Origin of the sequence: Agromyces sp. NPDC127015 (assembly GCF_042725165.1) — a bacterium.
In the GTDB taxonomy this organism is placed as follows: domain Bacteria; phylum Actinomycetota; class Actinomycetes; order Actinomycetales; family Microbacteriaceae; genus Agromyces; species Agromyces chromiiresistens.
Genome location: NZ_JBHXDI010000003.1, coordinates 398,724 through 424,352 on the forward strand (window position 1 = coordinate 398,724; position 25,629 = coordinate 424,352).

Annotated in this window: 24 protein-coding genes; 14 read left to right on the forward strand and 10 right to left on the reverse strand. The window is 71.3% G+C overall.

From position 1 onward, the window contains the following. Positions 1-262 precede the first annotated feature (262 nt). The 5 genes from ACFWGP_RS11245 (at position 263) to ACFWGP_RS11265 (ending at position 7,320) form a co-directional block, all read left to right on the forward strand. The gene (locus ACFWGP_RS11245) at positions 263-1,612 is read left to right on the forward strand and encodes an ABC transporter substrate-binding protein (RefSeq protein WP_231432061.1); all 1,350 of its coding nucleotides are present in this window, start codon (positions 263-265) and stop codon (positions 1,610-1,612) included. A 108-nt stretch (positions 1,613-1,720) separates the two neighbouring features. Further along, a complete protein-coding gene (locus ACFWGP_RS11250; RefSeq protein WP_231432060.1) occupies positions 1,721-2,692 on the forward strand; it encodes a carbohydrate ABC transporter permease in 972 nt (323 codons plus the stop codon). 89 nt (positions 2,693-2,781) lie between these two features. Continuing rightward, entirely contained in the window at positions 2,782-3,681 is a 900-nt protein-coding gene (locus ACFWGP_RS11255; protein ID WP_231432394.1) for a carbohydrate ABC transporter permease, read from the forward strand. A 73-nt stretch (positions 3,682-3,754) separates the two neighbouring features. Continuing rightward, positions 3,755-5,695, forward strand: coding sequence for an ABC transporter ATP-binding protein (locus tag ACFWGP_RS11260; protein ID WP_376930938.1), 1,941 nt, complete (start codon positions 3,755-3,757; stop codon positions 5,693-5,695). Between the two features lie 68 nt (positions 5,696-5,763). Further along, on the forward strand, positions 5,764-7,320 hold the full coding sequence (locus ACFWGP_RS11265; RefSeq protein WP_376930939.1) for a sugar porter family MFS transporter: 1,557 nt from the start codon (positions 5,764-5,766) through the stop codon (positions 7,318-7,320). A gap of 3 nt (positions 7,321-7,323) precedes the next feature. Here ACFWGP_RS11265 and ACFWGP_RS11270 read toward each other — a convergent pair whose 3' ends face one another. From ACFWGP_RS11270 to ACFWGP_RS11285, 4 genes are all read right to left on the reverse strand, one after another. After that, positions 7,324-8,052 carry a DUF305 domain-containing protein gene (locus tag ACFWGP_RS11270; protein ID WP_376930940.1) on the reverse strand — a complete coding sequence of 243 codons (729 nt, stop codon included), beginning with the start codon at positions 8,050-8,052 and terminating at the stop codon, positions 7,324-7,326. Further along, positions 8,049-8,756 carry a DUF3105 domain-containing protein gene (locus tag ACFWGP_RS11275; RefSeq protein ID WP_376930941.1) on the reverse strand — a complete coding sequence of 236 codons (708 nt, stop codon included), beginning with the start codon at positions 8,754-8,756 and terminating at the stop codon, positions 8,049-8,051. The genes ACFWGP_RS11270 and ACFWGP_RS11275 overlap by 4 nt, the downstream gene beginning before the upstream one ends. A gap of 121 nt (positions 8,757-8,877) precedes the next feature. Beyond that, on the reverse strand, positions 8,878-9,363 hold the full coding sequence (locus tag ACFWGP_RS11280) for a hypothetical protein (protein WP_275506284.1): 486 nt from the start codon (positions 9,361-9,363) through the stop codon (positions 8,878-8,880). A 55-nt stretch (positions 9,364-9,418) separates the two neighbouring features. Continuing rightward, positions 9,419-9,895: a DUF1003 domain-containing protein gene (locus ACFWGP_RS11285; protein ID WP_231432056.1), complete on the reverse strand. Its 477-nt coding sequence runs from the start codon at positions 9,893-9,895 to the stop codon at positions 9,419-9,421. Between the two features lie 105 nt (positions 9,896-10,000). Here ACFWGP_RS11285 and ACFWGP_RS11290 point away from each other — a divergent pair, with 105 nt between their 5' ends. Further along, entirely contained in the window at positions 10,001-10,846 is an 846-nt protein-coding gene (locus ACFWGP_RS11290; RefSeq protein ID WP_231432055.1) for a universal stress protein, read from the forward strand. Positions 10,847-10,894: 48 nt separating this feature from the next. On the opposite strand, the gene ACFWGP_RS11295 is transcribed toward ACFWGP_RS11290, so the two are convergent. Genes ACFWGP_RS11295 through ACFWGP_RS11305 form a run of 3 tightly spaced genes read right to left on the reverse strand, consistent with a single transcriptional unit; the run spans position 10,895 to position 13,153 of the window. Continuing rightward, positions 10,895-11,728 (reverse strand): universal stress protein, encoded by an 834-nt coding sequence (locus ACFWGP_RS11295; protein ID WP_376930942.1) that lies wholly within the window; start codon positions 11,726-11,728, stop codon positions 10,895-10,897. Between the two features lie 17 nt (positions 11,729-11,745). Continuing rightward, the gene (locus tag ACFWGP_RS11300) at positions 11,746-12,297 is read right to left on the reverse strand and encodes a flavodoxin domain-containing protein (RefSeq protein ID WP_231432053.1); all 552 of its coding nucleotides are present in this window, start codon (positions 12,295-12,297) and stop codon (positions 11,746-11,748) included. Beyond that, positions 12,275-13,153 carry a universal stress protein gene (locus ACFWGP_RS11305; RefSeq protein WP_231432052.1) on the reverse strand — a complete coding sequence of 293 codons (879 nt, stop codon included), beginning with the start codon at positions 13,151-13,153 and terminating at the stop codon, positions 12,275-12,277. Before ACFWGP_RS11305 ends, ACFWGP_RS11300 begins: the two co-directional genes overlap by 23 nt. 211 nt (positions 13,154-13,364) lie before the next feature. Between ACFWGP_RS11305 and ACFWGP_RS11310 the strand changes: the two genes are divergently transcribed. Then, entirely contained in the window at positions 13,365-15,023 is a 1,659-nt protein-coding gene (locus ACFWGP_RS11310; RefSeq protein WP_275506287.1) for a GAF domain-containing protein, read from the forward strand. Continuing rightward, complete coding sequence (locus ACFWGP_RS11315; RefSeq protein WP_231432050.1) at positions 15,020-15,667, forward strand: response regulator transcription factor; 648 nt, start codon at positions 15,020-15,022, stop codon at positions 15,665-15,667. Before ACFWGP_RS11310 ends, ACFWGP_RS11315 begins: the two co-directional genes overlap by 4 nt. Before the next feature lie 44 nt (positions 15,668-15,711). Here the strand turns inward: ACFWGP_RS11315 and ACFWGP_RS11320 are convergent, their stop codons facing one another. The 3 genes from ACFWGP_RS11320 to ACFWGP_RS11330 all read right to left on the reverse strand — a co-directional run bounded on the left by ACFWGP_RS11320 (position 15,712) and on the right by ACFWGP_RS11330 (position 18,613). After that, the gene (locus ACFWGP_RS11320; RefSeq protein WP_376930943.1) at positions 15,712-17,073 is read right to left on the reverse strand and encodes an MBL fold metallo-hydrolase RNA specificity domain-containing protein; all 1,362 of its coding nucleotides are present in this window, start codon (positions 17,071-17,073) and stop codon (positions 15,712-15,714) included. A 64-nt stretch (positions 17,074-17,137) separates the two neighbouring features. After that, entirely contained in the window at positions 17,138-18,121 is a 984-nt protein-coding gene (locus ACFWGP_RS11325) for a zinc-binding alcohol dehydrogenase family protein (RefSeq protein WP_376930944.1), read from the reverse strand. Positions 18,122-18,160: 39 nt separating this feature from the next. Further along, positions 18,161-18,613: a universal stress protein gene (locus tag ACFWGP_RS11330; protein WP_376930945.1), complete on the reverse strand. Its 453-nt coding sequence runs from the start codon at positions 18,611-18,613 to the stop codon at positions 18,161-18,163. A gap of 206 nt (positions 18,614-18,819) precedes the next feature. Here ACFWGP_RS11330 and ACFWGP_RS11335 point away from each other — a divergent pair, with 206 nt between their 5' ends. The 6 genes from ACFWGP_RS11335 to ACFWGP_RS11360 all read left to right on the forward strand — a co-directional run bounded on the left by ACFWGP_RS11335 (position 18,820) and on the right by ACFWGP_RS11360 (position 25,539). Continuing rightward, on the forward strand, positions 18,820-20,193 hold the full coding sequence (locus tag ACFWGP_RS11335; RefSeq protein WP_231432046.1) for a cystathionine beta-synthase: 1,374 nt from the start codon (positions 18,820-18,822) through the stop codon (positions 20,191-20,193). 26 nt (positions 20,194-20,219) lie between these two features. Next, the gene (locus tag ACFWGP_RS11340) at positions 20,220-21,380 is read left to right on the forward strand and encodes a cystathionine gamma-synthase (protein ID WP_376930946.1); all 1,161 of its coding nucleotides are present in this window, start codon (positions 20,220-20,222) and stop codon (positions 21,378-21,380) included. Between the two features lie 111 nt (positions 21,381-21,491). Then, positions 21,492-22,277: a slipin family protein gene (locus ACFWGP_RS11345; protein ID WP_275506290.1), complete on the forward strand. Its 786-nt coding sequence runs from the start codon at positions 21,492-21,494 to the stop codon at positions 22,275-22,277. A gap of 80 nt (positions 22,278-22,357) precedes the next feature. Next, positions 22,358-23,722, forward strand: coding sequence for an APC family permease (locus ACFWGP_RS11350; RefSeq protein WP_376930947.1), 1,365 nt, complete (start codon positions 22,358-22,360; stop codon positions 23,720-23,722). Further along, positions 23,719-24,660, forward strand: a complete 942-nt coding sequence (locus tag ACFWGP_RS11355; protein ID WP_376930948.1) for a cyclase family protein — start codon at positions 23,719-23,721, stop codon at positions 24,658-24,660. Before ACFWGP_RS11350 ends, ACFWGP_RS11355 begins: the two co-directional genes overlap by 4 nt. Positions 24,661-24,708: 48 nt before the next feature. Next, positions 24,709-25,539, forward strand: coding sequence for an aldo/keto reductase (locus ACFWGP_RS11360; RefSeq protein ID WP_376930949.1), 831 nt, complete (start codon positions 24,709-24,711; stop codon positions 25,537-25,539). Positions 25,540-25,629: the final 90 nt, after the last annotated feature.

The window sequence follows — 25,629 nt, forward strand, 5'->3', positions numbered from 1 at the left end:
AACCCCCTCCGTCGGGCAGTCCCGGTGCCGAGCATACTGCGGGCCGACCCGTGATTGGAACCGATTGCGGATGCCTCGGCGCCCGCCCCGAGGCATCCGTCTCGAGCCGCAGGGGAGCGCTCTCTCGCAATGTTCGCAGGCGGTGCGATCGGTGCCGGATCGTGACCGGCCGCCCCCTTGTGGGAGCCGCTCGCCCTGCCATAGCGTGGAATCTGGAACCGGTTCCGGCTCCGCCCTGCACCACACTCAACGAGGAGAAGACATGAGATTCACACGGCATCGCCGTTTGATGGCCCCCGTCGTGGTGGCCGCGGCGGTCGGCCTCACGCTCACGGCCTGCACGGGCGACATCGCGAACGACGACTCCGCCACGGGCGACTGCGGCCCGTACGAGACCTACGGCACCTTCGACGACGGCACCGAGGTCAACGTCTACGGCACGATCCTCGACGCCGAGGCCGACCTCCTGAACGAGTCGTGGGTCGACTTCGAGAACTGCACCGGCATCGACATCGTCTACGAGGGCTCCGACCAGTACGAAGAACAGCTGAACGTGCGCATCGAGGGCGGCAACCCGCCCGACCTCGGCATCACGCCGCAGCCGGGCCTCATCGCCCGTCTCGCCCAGCAGGGCGACCTGCTGCCGGCGCCGAAGGCGGTGGCCGACAACGTCGCCGAGTACTGGTCCGAAGACTGGGCCGCCTACGGCACCGTCGACGACACGCTCTACGGTGCGCCACTGATGGCGAACATCAAGGGCTGGGTCTGGTACTCGCCGTCGATGTTCGAGGAGAACGGCTGGGAGGTGCCAACGACGCTCGACGAGCTGGCGACGCTGACCGACGACATCCGCGAATCGGGCGCGGTCGACAAGCCCTGGTGCGTCGGCTTCGCCTCGGGCGTCGCAACCGGATGGCCCGGTACCGACTGGGTGGAGGACTTCGTGCTCCGCCAGCAGGGCGCCGACGTGTACGACGAGTGGGTCGCGCACGACATCCCGTTCAACGACCCGAAGATCGCCGAGGCGTTCGACTCGGTCGGCGACTACATCCGCGCCGACGACAACGTCAACGGCGGGCTCGGCGACGTGCGCTCGATCGCGACGACCGACTTCGGTGACGCGGGCCTGCCGATCCTCGACGGCGCGTGCGCGCTGCACCACCAGGCCTCGTTCTACGAGGGCTTCTGGCCCGAGGGCACGACGGTCGCAGAGGACGGCGACGTCTGGGCGTTCATGCTGCCGGGCACCGAGGCCGGGGCCAACGCGGTCACGGGCGGCGGTGAGATCGTCGCCGCGTTCGCCGACAGCGACGAGGTCGTGGCCACGCAGACGTACCTGTCGAGCCCCGAGTGGGCGAACTCGCGCGTCAGCCTCGGCGGCGTCATCAGCGCCAACACCGGGCTCGACCCCGAGAACGCCGGCAGCGAACTGCTGAAGGCGTCGGTCGCCCTGCTGCAGGACCCGAACACGACGTTCCGTTTCGACGGTTCCGACGTGATGCCCGCCGCGGTGGGCTCGGGCACGTTCTGGACGGGGATGGTCGACTGGATCGGCGGCAAGAGCACGGCTGACACGCTCGACTTCATCGAGGCGAGCTGGCCGCAGGAGTGATGGATGCCTCGGGGCCGCGCCGCGCGCGGCCCCGAGGCTTCCCGCTCCCCACCCCTGCCGCGCCGTGCGCCGGCCCGTCTGTATCCCCTGCGATCGGAGGCCATCGACGTGACCACCGCCGACCTCATCGGCAAGATCTTCCAGATCCTGCTCGGGCTCGCGATCTTCGCGGCCGTGATCGGGTTGATCCTGTTCCTCATCGACCGCGCGCCGAAGCGCGGCCGAGAGTGGTACCAGCTCGTGCTGTTCCTCGCGCCCGCCTGCATCCTGCTGGCGGTGGGGCTGCTCTACCCGGCGGTGCGCACCGCCTTCACCTCGTTCACCAACCGGGCGGGCGAGTTCGTCGGAATCGACAACTACGTCTGGATGTTCACCCAGCCCGAGGCGCTGCTGACGCTCGGCAACACCATCCTCTGGGTCGTGCTCGTGCCGACGATCTCGACCGGCATCGGGCTCGCGTACGCGGTGTTCATCGACCGCTCGCGTGGTGAACGCATCTACAAGTCGCTCGTCTTCATGCCCGTCGCGATCTCGTTCGTCGGGGCCGGCATCATCTGGAAGTTCATCTACGAGTACCGCCCGGCGAGCCGCCCCCAGATCGGCCTGCTCAACCAGATCGTGGTCTGGTTCGGCGGCGAGCCCGTGCTCTGGCTGCAGGAGCCGTTCATCAACACCCTGCTGCTCATCGTCGTGATGATCTGGGTGCAGGTCGGGTTCGCCGTCGTCGTGCTCTCCGCGTCGATCAAGGGCATCCCGTCCGAGCAGCTCGAGGCCGCCGAGCTCGACGGCGCGACGAACTGGCAGCGGTTCCGCAACGTGACGCTGCCCGGCATCCGAGGCGGTCTGGTCGTCGTCGTCACGACGATCACGATCGCGACGCTCAAGGTGTTCGACATCGTGCGCGTCATGACCGGCGGCAACTTCAACACGAGCGTGATCGCCAACGAGATGTACACGCAGGCCTTCCGAGCCGCCGAGGCGGGGCGCGGCGCCGCGCTCGCGCTCGTGCTGTTCCTGCTCGTCGTGCCGATCGTGGTCTACAACATCCGCGTGCTCCGCAAGCAGAGGGAGATCCGATGAGCCAGGCCACCGGCTCGACCGACAAGGCGATCGTGAAAGAGCTCGACGCGGCCGCGCGTCGCGGCTACAACCTCGACGGCACCAAGGCGATGAGGGTCAAACGGCGCCTGACCTCGCGCCCGGCGACGGTCTTCGCGCTGCTCATCGCCGTGTTGTGGACGCTCCCGACCTTCGGGCTGCTCATCTCCTCGTTCCGGCCGGCCGAGCTCATCAACACCACCGGTTGGTGGACGGTCTTCCAGAACTGGGGCTGGACCCTCGACAACTACAGCGAGGTGCTGCTCTCGGCGTCGTCCAGCGCACCGCAGCTCGGGTCGTACTTCGTGAACTCCCTCGCGATCACCATCCCCGTCGTCGTGTTCTGCACGGTGCTCGCGGCCATGGCGGCCTACGCGCTCGCGTGGATCAAGTTCCCCTTCGTCGACTGGGTGTTCATCGGCATCTTCGCGCTGCAGATCGTGCCGCTGCAGATGGCGCTCATCCCGCTGCTGCAGATCTTCACCTCGACCCTCAAGCCGGCGCAGGAATGGGTCCACGGCCTCGTGCCGATCATCCCCGACGAGACGTACGTGCAGGTCTGGATCGCCCACGTGATCTTCGGCCTGCCGCTCGCGATCTTCCTGCTGCACAACTTCATCTCCGAGATTCCGCGTGAGCTCATGGAGGCGGCGCGCGTCGACGGGGCGACGCACGGGCAGATCTTCATGCGCATCGTCGTGCCGCTCTCGGTGCCGATCCTCGCCTCGTTCGCGATCTTCGAGTTCCTCTGGGTGTGGAACGACCTGCTCGTCGCCCTCGTGTTCTCGGGCGGCACCGCCGACGTCGCGCCGCTCACGCAGCGCCTCGCAGAACTCGCGGGCCAGCGCGGACAGACGTGGCAGCGGCTGACCGCGGCCGCGTTCATCTCGCTCATCGTCCCGTTGATCGTCTTCTTCAGCCTGCAGCGGTACTTCGTTCGCGGCCTGCTCGCCGGCTCGACGAAGGGCTGACCGGCGCGCAGTACCCGATGCGCCCGGGGCGAACGCCCGCGGGCTCGTCGGCGCGCCGCCGTAGGGTGAACCCATGACCATGCACGGCGGGGGAGGCGGCGGCGCGCAGGTCGGCCGCTACGGCAAGGCGCGCACGCGCATCGCCTCGGCCGACGAGGCGGCCCAGCGGGCCGAGAACGCCGACGCTCCGAAGATCCCGCACCTCCTGCGCCGCATCTCCGAACTGTTCGCCCCGCACAAGGCGGCCCTCGTGACGACGGTCGTGCTCGTGCTCATCGGCGCCGCGCTCAGCGTCATCCCCCCGCTGCTCACCCAGCGGGCCTTCGACGACGGCCTCTTCCCGACGGGCGCCGGCGGCGAGGCATCCCCGCCGAACCTGCCCGTGCTGACGACCCTCGTGCTCGCCATGATCGCGGTCTTCGTCGTCGCCGCCCTGCTCGGCGTCTGGCAGACCTGGCTCACCTCGACCATCGGCAACAAGGTCATGGGCGCGCTGCGGGTGCGGCTGTTCAGCCACCTGCAGGCGATGGAGCTGAGCTTCTTCACCCGCACGAAGACGGGCATCATCCAGTCGCGCCTGCAGAACGACGTCGGCGGCGTCGCCGGCGTGCTGACGAACACGGTGTCGAGCGTGCTCGGCAACACGGTCACCGTGATCAGCGCGTTCGTCGCGATGCTGCTGCTCAACTGGCAGCTCACGGTGGTCGCCCTCGTGCTCATGCCGTTCATGGTCATCGCGCAGCGGCGGGTCGGCCAGGTGCGGGCGCGGCTGGCCGGGCGGACGCAGGAGTCGCTGTCGGAGATGACGGCGATCACGCAGGAGACGCTCTCGGTCTCGGGCATCCTGCTGTCGAAGAGCTTCAGCCGCCAGCAGAGCGAGATCGAGCGGTACTCCGACGAGAACCGCAACCAGATCGGCCTGCAGGTCAGGCAGCAGATGACCGGCCAGTGGTTCTTCGCGATGGTGAACATCTTCATGTCGTCGATCCCCGCGATCGTCTACCTCGTCTCGGGCTGGCTCATCGCGGGCGGCAACACCGACGTCACCGCGGGCACGATCGTCGCCTTCACGACGGTGCAGGCTCGCCTCCTGTTCCCGCTCATGGGGCTCATGCGCGTCGCGCTCGACCTGCAGACCTCGAGCGCACTGTTCGCCCGTATCTTCGAGTACCTCGACCTGCGACCGGCGATCACCGACGCGCCCGATGCGCGCGACGTGCCGACCGACGGGGCGCTCGGCCGGGTCGAGTTCGACGACGTCTCGTTCCACTACCCCGATGCCGTGCGCACGGAGGGCGACGAGCCCCGTCCCACGCTCGACGGAGTGAGCTTCACGATCGAGCCGGGCCAGTTCGCGGCGTTCGTCGGGCCGAGCGGCGCCGGCAAGACGACGGTGTCGTACCTCGTGCCACGGCTCTACGAGGCGACGAGCGGTGCGGTGCGGTTCGCGGGCGTCGACGTGCGCGACCTCCGCCGCGACTCCCTGATGTCGCACATCGGCATCGTCAGCCAGGAGACCTACCTCTTCCACGCCTCCATCGCCGACAACCTGCGGTACGCGAACCCCGATGCCTCGGACGCCGAGCTCGAGGCCGCGGCCCGGGCCGCCAACATCCACGAGACGATCGCCTCCTTCCCCGAGGGGTACGACACCGTCGTCGGCGAGCGGGGGTACCGGCTCTCGGGCGGCGAGAAGCAGCGCATCGCCATCGCGCGGGTGCTGCTGAAGGACCCGGCGGTGCTCGTGCTCGACGAGGCGACGAGCGCGCTCGACACGATCTCCGAGCGGGTCGTGCAGCAGGCGCTCGACGATGCCGCGCGCGGCCGCACGACGATCGCGATCGCGCACCGGCTCTCGACCGTGGTCGCCGCCGACGTCATCTTCGTCGTCGTCGCGGGCCGCGTCGTCGAGCGCGGGACGCACGCCGAGCTCGTCGAGGCGGGCGGCGTCTACGCATCGCTCTACCGGCAGCAGGAGGAGCGGCCGGTGCAGGTCGGCGAGGCCGCCGACTGACCTCACCGCCTCTCGACCGTCGGTCGACCCGCGCAGTAGCGTGGTCGCACGACGCCGAGGGGGAGATCATGGACGATCGGGCGGAGCAGAATTCGAGCACCGGAGGGCGCCAGCCGACCGGGGCCGAGAGCACGGGCATGGATGCCGCGGCGAGCACCGCGACGGGGTCGGCGACCGCGACCTCTCCGACCGCACGGGCCCTGAACCGCAGGGTCGTCGCACTCGCGGCGTCGGGAGCCGTCGGCGGGTTCCTCTTCGGATTCGACTCGTCGGTCGTCAACGGCGCGGTGGACGCGATCGAGCAGCAGTTCGGGCTCTCGGCGGCGGCGACCGGCTTCGCGATCGCGAGCGCGCTGCTCGGCTGCGCGCTCGGGTCGGAGCTCGCCGGTCGGCTCGCCGACCGGTTCGGCCGTATCCCCGTGATGCTGCTCGGGGCGGCGCTGTTCTTCATCTCGTCGATCGGCTCGGGCTTCGCGTTCTCGGGCTGGGACCTCACGATCTGGCGGATCATCGGCGGTGTCGGCATCGGCATCGCCTCGGTCGTGGCGCCCGCCTACATCGCCGAGATCTCGCCGCGCAAGGTGCGCGGGCGGCTCGCCTCCCTGCAGCAGCTCGCGATCGTCTTCGGCATCTTCGCGGCGCTGCTGTCGGACGCGCTCTTCGCGACCGCCGCGGGCGGAGCGAGCGAGCCGTTCTGGTTCGGGCTCGAGGCGTGGCGCTGGATGTTCCTCGCGTGCATCGTGCCGTCGGTCGTCTACGGACTGCTCGCGCTGCGATTGCCCGAGTCGCCCCGGTTCCTGGTGAAGCAGGGCAAGGAGGAGGTCGCGCGCGGCGTGCTCGCGCAGATCCAGCCCGCCGATGAGATCGACCGGTCGGTTCGCGAGATCCACGACTCGATCGCGAACGACAAGCTCTCGACCCGCAAGGGCGCGCTCCGCGGCCCAGTGCTCGGGCTCCGGCCGATCGTGTGGATCGGCATCCTGCTGTCGGTGTTCCAGCAGTTCGTCGGCATCAACGTGATCTTCTACTACTCGACGACGCTGTGGAGCGCCGTCGGCTTCGACGAGTCGAACTCGCTGCTGATCAGCGTGCTCACCTCGGTGACGAACATCGCCGTCACGTTCGTGGCGATCGCGCTCGTCGACCGGGTGGGGCGGCGGCCGCTGCTGCTCGCCGGCTCGGTCGGCATGACGGTCGCGCTCGCAGTCATGGCCGTCGCGTTCGGCAACGCCGTGACGGTCGACGGGGCGTTGTCGCTGCCGGGCGGGTGGGGTCCGACGGCGCTCGTCGCGGCGAACGTGTTCGTCGTCGCCTTCGGGTTCTCGTGGGGTCCGCTCGTGTGGGTGCTGCTCGGCGAGATCTTCCCGAACAGCATCCGGGCGCGCGCCCTCGGGCTGGCCGCGGCCGCGCAATGGATCGCGAACTTCCTCGTGACGGTCACGTTCCCCGTGCTGAGCGACTACTCGCTCGTGTTCACCTACGGCATGTACGCGACGTTCGCCGCGCTCTCGTTCTTCTTCGTGCTCGCGAAGGTGCCCGAGACGAACGGCATGTCGCTCGAGCAGTCCGAGACCCTGTTCCCGCCGAAGGGTTCGGCGAAGCGCCGCGCGACGCGAGCGGGTTGAGGGTCAGGAGCGGTCGGCGAGCATCTGCTGCATGAGTTCGATCTCGCTCGTCTGGCTCGTGACGATCGAGCGCGCGAGTGCGGTCGCCGCCTCGTTCGACGATCGCTCGAGCAGCGCGTCGGCCATCTCGACGGCGCCCTGATGGTGCGCGATCATGAGTTCGAGGAACCGCCGCTCCGCCGCCGCGCCGGACAGCGTACGGAGTTCGGCCACCTGCTCGCTCGTCGCGAGGCCGGGCATCGGCGCGCCCGGCTCGTGGTCCGCCCCGGCCGAGTGCCCGTCGTGCACGCCGCCGGGCGCGGCACGCGTCATCCACGTCATCGACGGCTCGTCGCCCGCCTGCGGGAGGCCCCACGCGCTCAGCCAGCCGTACATCTGGCCGGCCTGCTGCGCCTGCGTCGTCGCCATGTCGTACGCGAGCAGGCGCACCTCGTCGTCGTCGGTCGCGTCGCGAACGATCATCGCGAGCTCGACGCCCTGCTGGTGGTGCACCTGCATGTCGCGCGCGAAGCCGGCTTCGGCGCTCGTGCCGGTCGGCGTCGGGTCGCCGAGGGCCGAGAGCCGCCCGATCGAGAACGCGGCGATCGCGACCACCACGACGGCGACGGATGCCGCGACCACCGCCGCGATCCGGCTGCCGCGTCGCTCGCCGTCGAGCCCGGCACGGTCGGCCGAGGGAAAGGCGTCGGCCGACGCGACCGAGCCGGCGGGAGCGTCGGCCGGCGCGCTCACGACAGCTTGCCGGGCGCGTCGTAGGCGCCCGAGCAGGGAGCGCCCGGTTCGGGGGCCGCCGAGCTCTGCCAGTACTGCTCGATGAACTGCGCGATGCGCGGGTCGGCGGCGTCGTCGACCTGCAGCTGCGCGTTCCAGGCGCTGAGCACGATGGGGGAGGGCAGGCCGTCGTACGGCGACAGCACGACGTACGACGTCGGAAGTTCGGCGGTGAGCTTGCCGAGCTCGTCGGCCGGCAGGTCGGGGTCGACCGTCACCCACACGGCGCCGTGCTCGAGCGAGTGCACGGCGTTCTCGTTCGGCACCGGCTCGCCGTACACGCCGCAGTTGAGCCACACCGCGTTGTGGTCGCCGCCCGCCGGCGGCGTCTCGGCGTAGTCGACCTCGCCCTCGACGTGCCCGCCGCCCTGGTACGAGAAGGTCTGCACGCCTTCGATCGCGCCCGTGCCGGAGCCGCCCTCACCGCCCGCCGCGGGCGACGTGTCCTTCGGGGCGACCACGATCGCGGTGATGAGCAGCGCGACCGCGGCGACGCCGACGGCGACGCCCGCCCAGGTGAGGATGCGGCGGTTGCGCTTCGAGCGCGCCTCGCGCTTCTTGAACTCCTTGAGCTGCCGTTGCCGCTCGGCCGCGCGCTGCTGCTTCGCGCTCTGCTGCTGTGCCTGCTGCTTCGCCTTCGGGGGAACGGGCGGGGTCGCGCTCACGCGGGGCCTCTCTCGATGGGGTCGTCGGGGGCGGTGCCGTGCGCCGGCGCCGATACCAATACGAATGCATGCGGCTGGGAGAACGCCGCATCGTCGCGGCGACACGCCGGACCCGCGGTTCCTACCGCTCGAACGCGGCCGACCCTCCGAGTCCGCGGTCCGCCCGGGCATCCGCCGCGCGATGGAGGGTCCCACGGGTGGGGAGGAGGCCGAGCAGGAGCATCACCAGGCCGAGCTCGAACGAACCGACCGCGAAATACAGGAGCTGCAACGGGCTGAACGGGATGAACATCATCTGCACGAAGATCCAGATGAGCGTCGCGTAGCCTGCGGCGGCCGACAGCACGAGCGCCGAGCCGCTGCGCCGCAGCACGGCGACGAATGCGGCGACGTGAACGCCGCCCAGGACGACGGCGAGGATCAGACCGGGGACGAGATAGCTGCCGAAGGGCGAGCCGGCGAGGTACTCGGCGGGTGGGCTCAACAACGTCATGAGCTCGGTGGAGAGCGAACCGATCGCGAGGGCGACGCCGCCCGCGACCGCGGTCACGGCGACGAACACCTGCGTCCACACCAGAGCGAGACGGATCCGAGGGTGGTCTTCCATGAGCCCAGCGTGCGGCGACCCGACCGGCGACCGCGGGGACCTTGGTCCCGCGGGATCAGCCGCGCGACCGGCGGAGACGACGGCGGGGGGACGCCGGCACCACGCGCTCCTGCGAGAGCTCGCGCAGTTCCTCGATCAGCGCGAGCTGGGTGCGGTTGAGGGCCATGAGCTCCTCGATCTCGGTCTTCGCGGCGAGATTGGTCTCGTAGTCGTGCTGGGCGAGCGCGGCCGCCACGGCGTCCTGCCGTTTCGCGGCGATGAGCAGGATCGCGCCCTGCAGGCCGGCGAGCATGCTGAGGAAGAGGTTGAGCAGGATGTAGGGGTACGGATCCCAGGCCGCTGCCGTGATGTTGAGCAGCGCCCACACCCCCATGAACGCCAGGAAGCCGGCGACGAACGGCCAGCTTCCCATGCCGTTGCGGAGGAGGTCGGCCGACCGCTGCCCGCGCGACAGCCCTCGGGCGTTCTCTTCGTGCCAGTTCGTGAGCGGGCGTTCGGCCCGAGCGGGGCCGCCACCCTCGATGTCGTCCATGAGCCGAATCAAAGCACGCCGCACCGCCCGCGGCGAGGAACGGTCCCTGATCCGATGTGACTTTCGACCCGCCGTCGCTCGCGGCGACGCGCGAAGCTGTGGCACATGTTCACCAGGATCATCGTCGGCTGGAACGGGGCGCCCGAGGCCGAAGCGGCATTGGACTGGGCGCTGCGTCGTGGAGACCGGCTTCCGATCGTGCTCCTCCACGTGCTCGAAGACCCCGACTCGCGATTCAACGAGGAGCGCGTCGAAGCGGTCCTCGCCCGCCATGGCTCCCGCGAGCGCTGGAACGTCGAGACGCGGGTCGTCGAAGGGGCGCCCGAGCAGGTGCTCGCCGAACAGGTGCGACCCGGGTCGCTCGTCGTCGTCGGAGCGCCTGCGCACAAGCGCGGATCGCGCTGGAGCCTCGCCGCCCGGCTGGCGGGCCGTCATGGGGGAGGGACGGTGGCGGTCGTGCCGCCCGGACCGCCGCCCGAGGACGGGCGACCGGTCGTGATCGGCATCGACGGGTCGGCGGCGGCGCTCGCCGCGGTCGAGGTCGCCGCCGATGAGGCCCGTCTGCGCGGAGCGCCCCTCGAGATCGTCCATGCCTGGCACCCGCCGTCGACGTGGACGCCGGTCTTCGGCGAGGTCACCGACGACCTCGAGGTCTTCGAGTCGATGCATCGGCGTGCGCTCGACGAGGCGGTCGGGCGCGCCCGAGAACTCGGTGCGGAGTGCAGCGGTCGCCTGCACCGCGCCGATGCGGCGCAGCTGCTCGACGAACTCGGGGCTTCTGCATCGGCCGTCGTCGTCGCGAGCCACGGCTATGGACGCATCCGGCGCTTCTTCCTCGGGTCCGTGAGCGTGATGCTGCTGCTGGACCCGCCGTGCCCGGTCCTCGTCGTGACGGAGGTCGTTCCGTCGGCGGAGTCGGAGCCGACTGCCGCAACGGAGCACGACGCATGACGGTGCGCTCACGTGATGCATGCATCACGTGAGCGCGTGGCGCAGACGTCATTCGGGGAGCACGACGAGCACGGGGATCGTGGCTCGGAGCAGGAGCTCGTGACTGACCGACCCCAGGAGGAAGCGGGCCACCGAAGATCCGCTGTGGCTGCCCACGACGAGCAGTGATGCGCGCTCGGCCGCCTCGAGCAGTTCGTCGGTGGGACGTCCGTGCACGAGCCGGCCATGCGGCTGTGCGCCCGAGGCGATGCTCGCATCGATCGCGGCCGCGAGCGTGTCGCGATGCATCTGCTCGTACTCGCCGAACTCGCCGGCGAACTGCTTCAGGTCCGCCTCCCACATCGCCGGTGCAGTCCACGCGTGCAGGAGCGTCAACGGCTCGCCGGTCATCGCCGCGAGGTCGGCGGCGACGCGGACGACCGCGTCGCCGAGCGCGGAGCCGTCGATGCCGACGACCACGCCGAGCTCGCCGCCGCCGGGCCGACCTCCGGGCGGGATGACGGCGACGCCGCCGCCGCCGTGCGAGCCCGCGAGTCGGACGCCGGCCGACCAGCGCCCGGGCCGATCGGAGTCGCGGCCGACCACGACGAGGGTTCCTCGTCGCAGGAACGATCGCAGCACGTCGACGACCGGTCCGGTCTCGGTCGACGTCACGACGTGCAGGCCCGGGTGGGCCTCGCGCACGCGTTCCGCCTCGTCGATCAGCCGGACTCTCGCTCCCGCGCGCTCCGAGGTGGCGCTCAGGTACTCGCTGCCCCGCTCGCGGTCGCGTTCGACGTGGACGAGGACGAGCTGGGCCTCGCCGGCTCGGGCGGCCGCCCAGTCGACCGCCGCCGCCGAGGCGGGGGAGCCGTCGGCACCGACCACGATTCGGTCGAACATGTCGTTCTTCCTTCCGCTCAGCCGGCGTCGGTCCGGCGATCACGATCCGCCTCGGCCGCCGCGCGACCGAGGGTGCCGCCCCACGCTCGGGCGCGGTCGAGTTCGCCCGGCAGCAGCGCGTTGTCGACGGACACGATGAAGCACTCGCCGTCGTGCAGCGGGGGAACGCCCAAGCGCCGCATGCGCCGCTCGATCCCGACCGCACCGTCGCCGGCCAGGATCCGCGGGAGATCGGCGCGCGTGGCGAACGCGGCCCAGTGCCGCGGCGGTGCGTCCAGCGCCTTGATCCATTCGCGGACGCCCGGCCCGGTCGCACCGGGCTCGAGTGCGAGACCGCGTTCGGGATCTGCCGCCCACTCGGCGGCTTCCGCGCGCGATCTCGGCCCGGGGATGGAGTGCGCATGGGTCGGCACCCCGATCACGACCAGATCCGCGTCGTCCGCCTCGCCGGCGCCCGTCGACACGGGCACGGCGTCGGCGTCGCCGAAGGCCCGCAGCCCGTCGGCGATGGCCTCTCCGACGCGACGGGTGACGCCGAACATCGATTCATACAGGACCAGGGATCGCATGGGGTCTCCGTTCATCGTGGTGCGCTGAGAAAGTCGATCGCTCGCGCCGTTCGTCGGTGTGCGGGAACGGGACGACGAGGGCGGGGCCGCGGAGGTTCATGAGCAGGTCGGAGACGGCGCGTCCGAGCGGCCGGTACCCGTGCTGGCCCGGTGCGGTCGGCCGCCCGACCACCGTGAGCACCGCTTGGCCGGACATGACCGCGAGGGCTTCCCCGGCCGATGTGCTCGACCGTCGCCGGGACACTCCCGCCGACGGTGCGAGCGTCTCGGCGAGCCGCGTCGCGTGGTCGAGCGCCTGCTCGCCGAGGGCCACGCGGTCGGTGAAGGAGCGCACGAGCACCAACGGCTCGCCCGACCGATTCGACTCGGCGACCGCCGCTCGAACGACCACGTCTTCGTCGATGCCGCCGCCGACGCCCATGACGATGCCGCTCCGGGACTCGCCGGACGGTGCGGGCACGATGGCGACCGGCACCGGTGAGATCGCGGCGAGCTGCAGTGAGCGGGATCCGAGCGCCATTCCGTGGAAGACACCGACCTTGTGCGTGCCGACGACGACGACGTCGGCGTCGCGAGCGGCATCGGCGAGGGTGAGGATGGGCGGCCCGACGGAGAATCCGGCCCGCACGGGGACCGCGCCGGCGGGGCCGCGTGCGAACGCCAGCTCGCGCTGGACCAGGGCCTCGGCGCCCGCACGCAGCTCATCGCGCGCAGGAGCCCCGACGACGCCCCATTCGTCGTCGACGACGAAGCGCAACTCCACCTCGCGGCCGTCCGCGCGGGCGCGTTCGACGGCCCAGCTCACGGCCGCCCGGCTCGCGATCGAGCCGTCGACTCCGACCAGCACCGGCTTCACCCGCTCCGCCCCTTCCTCGGCCCCGCACATCCGGGACCGGCCCTCTCAGGTTCGCGGACGGGAGTCGTACGCGGCCGGGCCATTGGTCCCGTCGCGCGGTGTCCGTCGTCGGGCCCGAGTGGTAACCTGCCGCCATCCGTACGGAGGAGCCATGTCGGACCGGTCGTCGTTGCCCTTCGCCGACCGGCCGCGGTCGGAGTTGGATCGCGCCATGCGCGAGTTGGCCGAGCGGGCCGATGCCATGGTCCACACCCAGGGCCGTCTCCAAGCGCTGCTCCGTGCCACGCAGGCCGTCGTCGAACATGCCGAGCTCCCGGTGGTGCTCGAGCGCATCGCCCAGTCGGCCGTCGAGCTGGTCGACGCGGAGTACGGCGCGCTCGGCGTGATCGCCGCCGACGGCGACGGGCTCGAGGCGTTCATCCATGTCGGGATCTCGGACGACGCGGCGGCGGCCATCGGGCACCTCCCCGAAGGCCGGGGCGTGCTCGGGGCCCTGATCGACGACCCGCGCCCGATCCGCCTGCAGCACATCTCCGATCACCCGCGGTCGGTCGGGTTCCCGGCGGGGCATCCGAGCATGGACGCCTTCCTCGGTGTGCCGATCCGCGTGCGAGCGGAGGTGTACGGCAACCTCTATCTCTCGAACCCGCGGCGCGGACTCTTCACCGAGGAGGACGAGCAGCTCGTGACCGCGCTCGCAGCCACAGCGGGCTTCGTCATCGCGAATGCCCGCCTGCTCGAGGAGACCCGCCAGCGGCAGCGGTGGATGGCCGCGTCGGCGCACATCACTGCTGCACTCCTCGAGTCCGTCGACGGGTCGGCGCCGGCGATGCTCGCCGACGAGCTCATCACGCGCACCACGGCGAACCGCGTCTGCGTCATCCTGCCCGATGGAGACGAGCCGCCGACGGTTCGGGTCGCGGAGGCACGGGGCGACGGCGCAGCGGAGGTCACCGGGCGGGTCGTCCCCGCCGCGACCACCGGCGCCGGCGAGGTGTTCGAACGCGGCGAGCCGGCGGTCCGACCGGGCGGCCGGCACGATCCCGCCCCCGACGCGCTCGCCATCCTCGACGGCTCGAGCGCGGGCGCCGTCATGTTCCTGCCGCTCCGCAGCGATTCCGGCACCTGGGGCGTGCTCGCGGTCGCGAGGCATCCGAGCCGCCCGGCGTTCAGCGCCGCGGAACTCGACATCGCCGCCGACCTCGTCGACCGGGTCGCCCTCGCGCTCGAACTCGCCAGGGCTCGCGAGCGGCAGCAGCGCGCCCTCCTCGTCGAGGACCGTTCGCGGATCGCGCGCGACCTGCACGACCACGTGATCCAGCAGCTGTTCGGCACCGGGCTCGAGCTCCAGTCGATCGCCGAGACCATCAACGACGCCCGTCTCTCCGAGCGCATCCGCAAGGCGGTGGCGACGCTGGACGAGGACATCATGCAGATCCGGACGATCGTCTTCGCGATGACCCCGCGGCCCGGGCAGGACGAGTCGCTGCGGCACCGAGTCCTCGACATCGCCTCCGAGTGCTCGCCCGGGCTGTCGCAGCCGATCACCGTGAGTTTCGACGGGCCGGTCGACCTGACGGTCGACGGGGCGCTCGCCGACGACGTCACCGCCACGGTGCGCGAGCTGCTCACGAACGCGGTCAGGCACGCGTCCGCCCATCGCGTGAGCGTCGCCGTCGCGGCCGACGACCTCGGGGTCGGCGTGAAAGTGGAGGACGACGGGGTGGGCCTGCCGGAAGGCGGGCGTCGAAGCGGCATCGAGAACATCGCGGCCCGGGCGAGGGCACGCGGGGGCACATTCGCGATCGATTCGATCGCCGGACGGACGACGGCCGCCTGGCGGGCGCCCTTCGAACGGGAGGCCCCATGACCCGGGTGTTCCTCGTCGACGACCACGAGATCGTCCGCCGAGGGGTGGCGCAGCTGCTCGAGCGCGAGCACGACCTCGAAGTGGTGGGCGAAGCGCCGAGCGCGGATCGGGCGCTCGTGCGGATCGCCGCGCTCCTGCCCGACGTCGCAGTCCTCGACGTGCGCCTCCAGGACGACGACGGGATCGCGCTCTGCCGCGAGATCCGGTCGAGGCATCCCGAGGTCCAGTGCCTCATGCTGACGGCGTACGACGACGACGCCGCGGCGGCGGCGGCCGTGATGGCCGGTGCCTCGGGCTACGTGCTGAAGACGATCGCCGGCTCCGGCCTCGTCGATGCCGTCCGGGCGGTTGCCGCCGGCAGGTCGCTCATCCACCCGACCGTCGCCGCCCGGCTGCGCCCTCCCGTCGAAGCCGACGACCGGAACGACCCCCGATTCGGCTCGCTCAACCTCCGCGAGCGCCAGGTCCTGGGCCTCATCGCCGAGGGCCTCACCAACCGGCAGATCGGCGACCGGCTGTCGCTCGCCGAGAAGACGGTGAAGAACTACGTCTCGGGGCTGCTGCGCAAGCTCGGCTTCGAGCGACGCACCCAGGCCGCCGTCTACCAGCTCGCGCGCGGCGAGACGACGCACCGCGTCGAGTGAACGGCCACGGCGCCCCCGTTACGGTGAACCGGTCGGCGCACGGATCAGAGCCCGACGAGCTCGCCGTGCTCCGGCACACGGGCGGGCCACCCGAGTTCGCGCTCGATGCGCACTCGCAGTGCATCGGCCGCAGCCGGCTCGCCGTGGGTGACGTACACCTGCTCGGGGGCCGCCGGCCCCCGGCGCATCCACGCGATCACACCATCGGCGTCGGCGTGGGCCGACATCGTGTCGATGTTCACGACCTCGGCCCGGATCGGGACGTCCTCGCCGAAGATCCGCAGCGAGCGTTCGCCGGCGACGAGTGCGGCGCCGCGCGTGCCGCCGGCCTGGAAGCCGGTCAGCACGACGGCGTTGCGGGGGTCCGGGCCGTACGCGACGAGGTGGTGCAGGATCCGGCCGCCGGTCAGCATGCCGCTCGCCGAGATGATGACCATCGGGCCGCCGCGCAGGTTGAGCAGCTTCGAGTCGTCGACCTCGTGCACCGGCGTGGCGATCGCGTACATCCTCGCGAGTTCGTCGGGCGGCATCCGGTGCTCCTCTGCATGGCGCTGGTAGACCGCGCTGACGTCGACCGCCATCGGGCTGTTGAGGTAGATCGGCACGTCGGGGAGCTCGCCTCGATCGCGAAGGCGGGAGAGGTGCAGGAGGATGCTCTCCGTCCGTCCGACGGCGAAGGCCGGAATGAGCGTGACCCCGCCCCGGGCGCTCACCCGGCGGATGATCTCGCCGAGCGGCGCCTCGGGATCGATCGGCGCGTGTCGTCGGTTGCCGTACGTCGACTCGGTGACGAGCACCGCGGCGCCGGCGAACCGGCGCGGCGGTCGCATGAGCGGGTCGTCGTCGCGACCGAGGTCGCCGGTGAAATGGGTGATGCGACCTCCCACGGCGATCCGCACGGATGAGGCACCGAGAATGTGCCCGGCGGGTACGAGCGTCGCCGACAACCGATCGCCGAGGTCGATCTCCTCGTCGAAGCCCACCGGCCGGAGCCGGTCGAGGGCTCGCTCGACATCGGCGACGGTGTACAGGGGCCTCGGGTCGGTGTGCCTCGACCAGTGCCCGTGCGCGGCGTGTCGCGCCTCCTCCTCCAGCAGGTGGGCGCTGTCGCGCAGCATGATCTCGCTGAGGTCGGCAGTGCCCGAGGTCGCATAGACCCGGCCGGCGAACCCGTCGCGAACGAGCGCCGGCAAGTACCCGGTGTGGTCGAGGTGCGCATGGCTGAGGACGACGGCGTCGATCGACTCGGGCGGCACCGGGAACGGGGCGCGGTTGCGTTCGCGCAGCACCTTGTAGCCCTGGAAGAGCCCGCAGTCCACGAGGACGCGGGCCGCCCCGGTGTCGATGAGGTAGCGGGAGCCGGTGACGGTGTCGGCAGCACCGAGGAATCGCAGCGTCGCGTTCATGCCGACAGCCTCGTCGTGCCGGGCTTCGCCGCTTGGGCCATAGGTCACATCGTGCGCCGTCGCGTCACGGCACCAGCACGATCGATCCGGATGCCTCGCCGGCACGCAACGCGTCGACGGCGGCGTCGGCTCGCGCGAGGTCGTAGCGGGTGACGCTCGGCACGAGGTCGAGCGCTCCGCTCAGCCGGAGGAACGCGGCGCCGTCTGCGCGGGTGTTGGCGGTGACGGTGCGCAGGTCCCGCTCGCCGAACAGGTGCTCGCCGTAGCTCATGGCCGGAACGTCGGTCATGTGGATGCCCGCGAGCACGACGGTGCCGCCGGGCGCGGTCGCCCGCAGCGCGAGCGGGACGAGCTCGCCCGCGGGTGCGAAGACGATGGCCGAGTCGAGCGGTTGCGGCGGGGTCGCGGTGGCGTCGCCGACGAAGACGGCGCCCAGTCGGGTGGCGAGGGCGCGATTCTCGCGCCCTCGGCTCATGACGTGCAGTTCGGCGCCGCCGGCGAGTGCCAGCTTCGCCGTGAGGTGCGCGCTCGATCCGAACCCGTAGATCCCGAGCCTGCCTCCCGCCGGCAGGTTCGCGCGGGTCAGCGCACGGTAGCCGATGATGCCCGCGCAGAGCAGCGGCGCCGTGGTGACGGGGTCGGCACCCGCGGGGAGGGGGTACGCGAACGACTCGGGAACCGTGGCGGACTCGGCGAACCCGCCGTCGGCGTCCCAGCCGGTGTACTCGGAAGCCGGGCAGAGGTTCTCCCGCCCTTCGCGGCACCATCGGCAGGCGCCGCACGTGCGTCGCAGCCATGCGATGCCGACCCGGTCGCCTGGCCTGAGCCGGCGGACCGAGGCACCCGTGCCGGTCACGACACCCACGACCTGGTGTCCGGGGATCACGCCGGGGCGGTGCACCGGCAGTTCGCGGTCGATGACGTGCAGGTCCGTCCGGCAGACGCCGCATGCCTCGACCCGCACGACCACCTCGTCGTCGAGCGGCTCGGGCGCGGGTGCGTCCACGCGGGCCAGCTCACCTGGAGCGCCCGTCCTCCATGCCAGCATGCGTGCTCCGATCTGGGAGATGGGGTGGTGTCCGCCGGTTCAGGCGCCCTCCGGTCGGTCGCCGCCGGAGCGCACCACGAGCACGGGGCAGCGCGCGTGCTCGGCGCAGGTCGCGCTCACCGAGCCGAGGAGGAGACCCGCGAAGCCGCCGTGCCCCCTGCTGCCGAGCACAAGCATGCCCGCGCGACGGCTCTCCTCGATGAGCGTGCGCGCGGCCGGTCCCGCGAGCACGGCGCGCCGCAGTCCGGCGGGAGGCTCGCCGTCGAACGCCTCCTCGATCGCGGCGTCCTGGGCGCTCCGGGCATCCCCCTCGGGGGACCAGCCGTCGATGACGTACGCGCCGGCGATCGGCGGGAAGGTCCAAGTGGTCAGGGCCTCGAGCGGCGCGCCGAACGCGTCCGCGATGCGCGCCGCATACCGGAGCGCCTCGACCGACGAGGCCGAGCCGTCGACGCCGACGAGGATGCGATCACTGCTTCGTCGTTCCTGCATGCTCCGACTCTCGGGCGATCCGTCGGCGACCACCGGGACCAAGGTCACATGCACCCTGCCGCCGTGACATGCCGCGCGCCGGCGGGCTAGAGTTGAGCCGTGCTCCTCTCGCTGTGTTGTCGCTGACGTCCTCCACCGACCCCGCACGCACGCCCGATCGTTCGCCGCACCCCGGCAGAGCCGTGGCCGACTCGCAAGGACACCGCATGAAGTACGCAGAATCGATCGTCGACCTCGTCGGCGACACCCCGCTCGTCAAGCTCAACCGCGTCACCGCCGGGGTGACCGAGGCGACCGTGCTCGTGAAGCTCGAGTACTTCAACCCGGGCGGCTCGTCGAAGGACCGCATCGCCGGACGCATCATCGACGCCGCCGAGCGCGACGGCCTGCTGAAGCCGGGCGGCACGATCGTCGAGCCGACGAGCGGCAACACCGGGGTCGGCCTCGCCCTCGTCGCGCAGCAGCGCGGCTACCGCTGCGTCTTCGTCTGCCCCGACAAGGTGGGCGAAGACAAGCGCAACGTGCTCACCGCCTACGGTGCCGAGGTCGTCGTCACGCCCACCGCGGTCGCGCCCGACAGCCCCGAGTCGTACTACGGCGTCTCCGACCGGCTCGCCCGCGAGATCCCGGGTGCGTTCAAGCCGAACCAGTACGCCAACCCGAACGGGCCGCGGTCGCACTACGAGACGACGGGGCCCGAGATCTGGCGCGACACCGACGGACGGGTCACGCACTTCGTCGCGGGCGTCGGCACGGGCGGCACGATCACCGGCACCGGACGGTACCTGCGCGAGGTCTCGGGCGACCGGGTGCGCATCATCGGCGCCGACCCCGAGGGATCGGTGTACTCGGGCGGCACCGGGCGCCCGTACTTCGTCGAGGGTGTGGGCGAGGACTTCTGGCCCGACGCCTACGACCCGGCGGTGCCGCACGAGATCATCGCCGTGAGCGATGCCGACTCGTTCGCGATGACCCGTCGCCTCGCGCGCGAGGAGGGGATCCTCGTCGGCGGGTCGAGCGGCATGGCCGTCGTCGCAGCCCTGCGCGCGGCCTCCGCGCCGGGGGTCACGGCCGACGACGTGTTCGTCGTGCTGCTGCCCGACGGCGGCCGCGGCTACCTCGGAAAGATCTTCAACGACAAATGGATGCGCGCGTACGGCTTCGGCAACGCGCCCTCCGGTCACACGATCGCCGACCTGCTCGCGGCGAAGGCCGACCGCACGGCGCCGCTCGTGTACGTGCACCCGAACGACACCGTGCGCGAGGCGATCGACCGCATGACCGAGACGGGCGTCTCGCAGCTCGTGGTCGTCGGGCACGAGCCGCCCGTCGTGCTGGGCGAGGTGCTCGGGGCGCTCCACGAAGAGGTGCTGCTCGAGCAGGTCTTCACGGGCGTCGCGAAGCTGACCGACGAGGTCGGCAGCGTGGTCGGCGAGCCGCTGCCGCTCATCGGCGTGCAGGAGCCGGTCGCCGCCGCGCGCACCGCCTTCACCGACGCGCCCGCGATGCTCGTGACCGACGGGGGCAAGGCGCTCGGCGTGATCACGCGCACCGACCTGCTCACCTACCTCTCCCACTGACCTCCCCTCACGTAAGGCACCACCCCATGAACACCGACCACGCCCGCTTCGACACCCGCGCGATCCACGCCGGCCAGGCCTTCGACCCGACGACGGGCGCCGTGATCCCGCCGATCTACCAGACCTCGACCTACGTGCAGGACGGCATCGGCGGGCTCCGCGGCGGCTACGAGTACTCGCGCGGCGGCAACCCGACCCGCGATGCGCTCGAGGCGCAGCTCGCGGCGCTCGAGGGCGGCGCCCACGGCCTCTCGTTCGCCTCGGGCCTCGCCGCGGAGGACGCGCTGCTGCGCACGGTGCTCGCGCCTGGCGACCACGTCATCATCGGCAACGACGTCTACGGCGGCACGCACCGCCTCATCCGCCGCGTCTTCGGCGCATGGGACGTGCGCGACACCACCGTCGACACGAGCGACCTCGACGCCGTGCGCGCAGCGATCGAGCCGGCCACCAGGGTGCTCTGGATCGAGACCCCCTCGAACCCGCTGATGAAGATCTCGGATGTCGCGGCGCTCGCCGAGCTCGGCCACGAGGCAGGACTCGTGGTCGTCGTCGACAACACGTTCGCCTCGCCCGCGCTGCAGCAGCCGCTCGCGCTCGGCGCCGACGTCGTCGTGCACTCGACGACGAAGTACCTCGGCGGGCACTCCGACGTCGTGGGCGGTGCGCTCGTGTTCGCGGCCGGTCGCGACGAGTTGCACGACCGCGTGAAGTTCACCCAGTTCGCGGCGGGTGCCGTGTCGGGGCCGTTCGACGCGTTCCTCACCTCGCGCGGCATCAAGACGCTGGGGGTCAGGATGCAGCGGCACAGCCAGAACGCCCTCGCCATCGCCCGGCGTCTCGAGGAGCATGCGGCGATCGAGCAGGTCTTCTACCCGGGGCTCGAGTCGCACCCGGGCCACGAGCTCGCCGCGCGCCAGATGTCGGGGTTCGGCGGCATGCTGTCGATCGCGCTCACCGGCGGCGGCGAGGCGGCACGCCGCTTCGCGGAGTCGACCACCCTGTTCCAGCTCGCCGAGTCGCTCGGCGGGGTCGAGTCGCTCGTCAACTACCCCTCGGAGATGACGCACGCCTCGGTGCGCGGCACCGAGGCCGAGGTGCCCGAGTCGGTCGTGCGGCTCTCGGTCGGCATCGAGGACGTCGACGACCTGCTCGCCGACATCGATCAGACGCTCGACCGGTTGTGACCCCGACGCCCGTCGGGTGACGCGGATCGCGAGCACGGCCGTCGACGTCCTCGCGGTGGGACAATGGAGGTGACGCACGGCACGTCACCGGCGCCGCAGGAGATGATTCCCATGGTCTGGCTCTGGATCACCCTGATCGTCGTCGCCATCCTCGCGATCGTCCTCTTCTTCATGTCGGTGAAGATCGTGAAGCAGTACGAGCGCGGCGTGGTGCTGCGATTCGGCCGGCTGCACAGCGTGCGCGACCCCGGGCTCCGCTTCATCATCCCGATCGTCGACGTGATGACGAAGGTCTCGCTGCGCATCGTGACCCTGCCGATCCAGTCGCAGGGCATCATCACGAAGGACAACGTCACCGTCGGGGTGTCCGCCGTGGCCTACTACCGGGTGGCCGACGCGGTGAAGTCGGTGATCGCGATCGAGAACGTGAAGGCGGCGATCGAGCAGATCGCGCAGACCACGCTGCGCCGGGTCGTCGGACAGCACCATCTCGACGAGACGCTCGCCGACACGGCCGCGCTCAACGCGAACATCCGCGAGATCCTCGATGTCACGACGCTCGACTGGGGCGTCGAGGTCACGCTCGTCGAGCTGAAGGACATCCTCCTGCCCGACTCGATGAAGCGCGCGATGGCGAAGCAGGCCGAGGCCGAGCGGGAGAAGCGGGCCAAGATCATCGCCGCCGAGGGCGAGTCGCTCGCCGCGACGCAGCTCGGCGTGGCGAGCGACACGATGATGGCGCACCCGCTCGCCCTGCAACTGCGCACGCTGCAGACCCTCGTGGAGGTGGGCGTCGACAAGAACACGCTCGTGCTGTTCCCGGCGCCGCTCATGGGGTCGATCGGCGACCTCACGACCTTCATCGAGCGCGAGGCGGCGCTCGCCCGAATGCGGTGACGCGCGATGCGGCAGGATATCGACGAACGGTGTCCTGACTGCCAGCGGCGGGTGTCCGAGGCATCCAGCAGAATGGGCGGGTGACTTCGACCCCGACTCCCGCGCTCGTACCCGAGACCGAACAGCCGCACGGCACGCTCGGCCTCGGCCAGGGCACGGCGCTCTACATCGCGAGCGTGCTCGGCACCGGCATCCTCGTGCTGCCGGGCCTCGCCGCCGAGGCGGCCGGCCCGGCCTCGATCGTCGCGGTCGCCGCGGTGCTCGTGCTCTCGATCCCGCTCGCCGGCACGTTCGCCGCGCTCGCAGCCCGCTACCCCGACGCGGGTGGCGTGGCGAGCTACGTGCGGCGCGCGCTCGGCAACACGGCTGCGCGCATGGCCGGCTACTGGTTCTACTTCGGCGTGTGCATCGGGGCGCCGGTGCTCGCCGTGCTCGGCGGCGAGTACGTCGTCGCCGTGCTCGGCGTCGACCGGTCGGCCGTTCCGATCATCGGCCTCGCGGTGTTCGTGCCGCCGTTCGTCGCCAACTGGTTCGGCGTGCGCGTCGCGGGCTGGGTGCAGTTCGTGCTCACCGGGCTCCTCATCGCGGTCGTGGTCGGCGTCGTCGCGGTCACCTTCCCGGCGGCCGACGCGGCGAACTTCCAGCCGTTCCTGCCGCACGGCTGGGCGGGCGTGGGCGTGGCGATCAGCCTCTTCGTGTGGGCCTTCGCCGGGTGGGAGGTCGGCACCCACATCGCCGGCGAGTTCAAGAACCCCCGGCGCACCATCCCGATCGCCACGGCGATCGCGGTCGTCGTCGTCGGCATCGGGTACCTGGCGCTGCAGTTCGTCACGGTCGCCGTGCTCGGCGACCGTGCGGGCGACGGCCAGGTGCCGCTGCTCGACCTCGTCGAGACGACCGCTCCCGGCATCGGGCCAGTGCTCGTCGCGATCATCGCGGCGATCGTCACCGTCGGCGTCATGAACGCCTACCTGCCCGCCTTCGGCAAGCTCGGCGCCGCGCTCGGCCGCGACGGCGACCTGCCGCGCTTCCTCGCCAAGGGCGCCGCCGACGGCGAGGTGCCGCGTCGCGCCCTCGCGCTCACGGGCGTGCTCATCCTGGCCTACTACGGGCTCATGCTGCTCAACGACCTCGACCTCACGGGGTTCATCCTCATCCACACGAGCAACATGGTCGCGATCTACGCCGCCGGCATGCTCGCGGCGACGTTGCTGCTGCGCACCTGGTCGTTCGGGTGGTGGCTCGCGGTCGTCGCCACGATCATGACCGTCGCCCTGCTCGTGCTCGCGTGGTCGAACCTGCTCGTTCCCGCGCTGCTCGCGCTCGCCGCGGTCGCCGTCACCGTCGTGCGCCGTGCCCGCGACCGGCGTGCAGGCCGGGCGTCCGAGTCGAGCACCGAGACCGCCACCGACCACCTGACGATCCCCGAGGAGCAACCCGCATGACCGAGTACCGCGCCCACTTCGACGCCGAGATCGCCTTCGCCAACGGGGGCGATCTCCGCACGACGGGCTTCCGCCTCGACCTGCCGTCGAACGAGGTGACCGAGGCCGAGATCGCCGAACTGCTCGTGCGGCACCTGGGCCTCGCGCTCGTCGCGAGCGTGAAGCTGTCGAACCTCGCCGTCGTCGAAGAGCCGCACCGCGGGTCGCGCGGCGTCGACGTCGCCGGCGAGGGCGACGGCGGTCGGTCGGCCGGGGCCGCTCGCGGCCGCCTCGTCGACCTCAGCCACACGATCTCGGCGGGGCTGGTGACCTACCCGGGGCTGCCGGCGCCCGCCATCACGCCGTTCCTCACGCGCGAGGCCTCGCGCGAGCGCTACGCGCCCGGCACCGAGTTCGCGATGGACGTGATCTCGATGATCGGCAACACCGGCACCTATCTCGACAGCCCGTTCCACCGGTACGCCGAGGGCGGCGATCTCGCGAGCCTGTCGCTCGACACCCTGGCCGGCGTCCCCGCCGAGGTCTTCAGGCTGGCGGATGCCTCGGAGCGAGGCATCCCGGCCGAGGTGTTCTTCGACCGCGACCTCGCGGGCTCCGCGGTGCTGCTGCACACCGGATGGAGCCGCCACTTCGGCCGACCCGAGTACGCGAACGGCTCGCCGTTCCTCACCGAGGCGGGCGCGCGGCACCTCGCCGACGCCGGGGTCGCGATCGTCGGCATCGACGCGCTGAACATCGACGACACCGAGTCGGGCGGCGAGCGGCCGGCGCACTCGATCCTGCTCGACGCGGGGGTGCACGTCGTCGAGCATCTCACCGGCCTCGAGCAGGTGCCGCCGCGCGGGGCGCGGTTCACCGCCGTGCCGCCCCGCGTCGAGGGGTTCGGCACCTTCCCGGTGCGCGCGTTCGCGGAACTGCCCATCGCTTCCGCCGATTGAGCCGCGCGGGTTGTGGCGCACGCGCCCGGTGTGCGTGAGTATTGGGGGATGAGCGCACCGGCCTACTCCCTTCGCGACGGCAACACGATTCCCGCGATCGGTTTGGGCACGTACGGCCTCAACGACCAGCTCGGCATCGACGCGATCGTCTCGGCGATCGCCGACGGCTACCGCCTCATCGACACCGCCTACAACTACGGCAACGAAGACGCGGTGGGCGAGGCGATCCAACGCACCGCGGTCGACCGCAGCGACCTCGTGATCACGACGAAGCTGCCCGGCCGCCACCACGGCTACGACGAGACGATCGCGAGCTTCGAGGAGTCGCGGAAGCGGCTCGGGCTCGAGTGGGTCGACCTCTACCTGATCCACTGGCCGCTGCCGCGCATCGACAAGTACGTCGAGAGCTGGCGGGCGATGATCTCGTTGCGCGAGAAGGGGCTCGTGCGCTCGATCGGCGTCTCGAACTTCACGCCCGAGATGCTCAGCCGGCTCATCGACGAGACGGGGGTCACCCCCGTCGTCAACCAGGTCGAGCTGCACCCGTACTTCCCGCAGGCCGAGCTCCGCGCGTTCCATGACGAGCACGAGATCCGCACCGAGAGCTGGAGCCCGCTCGCCCGCCGCACCGACCTGCTGCGCGAGCCGGTGATCGTCGACATCGCCGCCGCGCACGGCGTCGAGCCGGCGCAGGTCGTGCTGCGCTGGCACGTCGAGCTCGAGAGCGTGCCGATCCCGAAGTCGTCCGATCCCGAACGGCGCCGCGCGAACCTCGACATCTTCGGCTTCTCGCTCAGCGCCGACCAGGTCGACGCCATCTCGGCGCTCGAGCGGGGGCGCATCTGGGGCGCCGACCCGGCGACGCACGAGGAGTTCTAGGGCGGGGTCCGCCGGTTGCCGCGGCCTCCGCGGACTCGGGCAGCGAAGCGGGATGCCGCGACCGGCGCCCGGCCGCGGCATCCCGCAGGT

Coding starts and splice junctions, on each gene's coding strand:
- ACFWGP_RS11245 (WP_231432061.1), top strand. CDS start 263: ATGAGATTCACACGGCATCGCCGTTTGATGGCCCCCGTCGTGGTGGCC.
- ACFWGP_RS11255 (WP_231432394.1), top strand. CDS start 2,782: ATGAGGGTCAAACGGCGCCTGACCTCGCGCCCGGCGACGGTCTTCGCG.
- ACFWGP_RS11260 (WP_376930938.1), top strand. CDS start 3,755: ATGACCATGCACGGCGGGGGAGGCGGCGGCGCGCAGGTCGGCCGCTAC.
- ACFWGP_RS11265 (WP_376930939.1), top strand. CDS start 5,764: ATGGACGATCGGGCGGAGCAGAATTCGAGCACCGGAGGGCGCCAGCCG.
- ACFWGP_RS11280 (WP_275506284.1), bottom strand. CDS start 9,363: ATGGAAGACCACCCTCGGATCCGTCTCGCTCTGGTGTGGACGCAGGTG.
- ACFWGP_RS11285 (WP_231432056.1), bottom strand. CDS start 9,895: ATGGACGACATCGAGGGTGGCGGCCCCGCTCGGGCCGAACGCCCGCTC.
- ACFWGP_RS11290 (WP_231432055.1), top strand. CDS start 10,001: ATGTTCACCAGGATCATCGTCGGCTGGAACGGGGCGCCCGAGGCCGAA.
- ACFWGP_RS11295 (WP_376930942.1), bottom strand. CDS start 11,728: ATGTTCGACCGAATCGTGGTCGGTGCCGACGGCTCCCCCGCCTCGGCG.
- ACFWGP_RS11300 (WP_231432053.1), bottom strand. CDS start 12,297: ATGCGATCCCTGGTCCTGTATGAATCGATGTTCGGCGTCACCCGTCGC.
- ACFWGP_RS11310 (WP_275506287.1), top strand. CDS start 13,365: ATGCGCGAGTTGGCCGAGCGGGCCGATGCCATGGTCCACACCCAGGGC.
- ACFWGP_RS11315 (WP_231432050.1), top strand. CDS start 15,020: ATGACCCGGGTGTTCCTCGTCGACGACCACGAGATCGTCCGCCGAGGG.
- ACFWGP_RS11320 (WP_376930943.1), bottom strand. CDS start 17,073: ATGAACGCGACGCTGCGATTCCTCGGTGCTGCCGACACCGTCACCGGC.
- ACFWGP_RS11325 (WP_376930944.1), bottom strand. CDS start 18,121: ATGCTGGCATGGAGGACGGGCGCTCCAGGTGAGCTGGCCCGCGTGGAC.
- ACFWGP_RS11330 (WP_376930945.1), bottom strand. CDS start 18,613: ATGCAGGAACGACGAAGCAGTGATCGCATCCTCGTCGGCGTCGACGGC.
- ACFWGP_RS11335 (WP_231432046.1), top strand. CDS start 18,820: ATGAAGTACGCAGAATCGATCGTCGACCTCGTCGGCGACACCCCGCTC.
- ACFWGP_RS11340 (WP_376930946.1), top strand. CDS start 20,220: ATGAACACCGACCACGCCCGCTTCGACACCCGCGCGATCCACGCCGGC.
- ACFWGP_RS11345 (WP_275506290.1), top strand. CDS start 21,492: ATGGTCTGGCTCTGGATCACCCTGATCGTCGTCGCCATCCTCGCGATC.
- ACFWGP_RS11355 (WP_376930948.1), top strand. CDS start 23,719: ATGACCGAGTACCGCGCCCACTTCGACGCCGAGATCGCCTTCGCCAAC.
- ACFWGP_RS11360 (WP_376930949.1), top strand. CDS start 24,709: ATGAGCGCACCGGCCTACTCCCTTCGCGACGGCAACACGATTCCCGCG.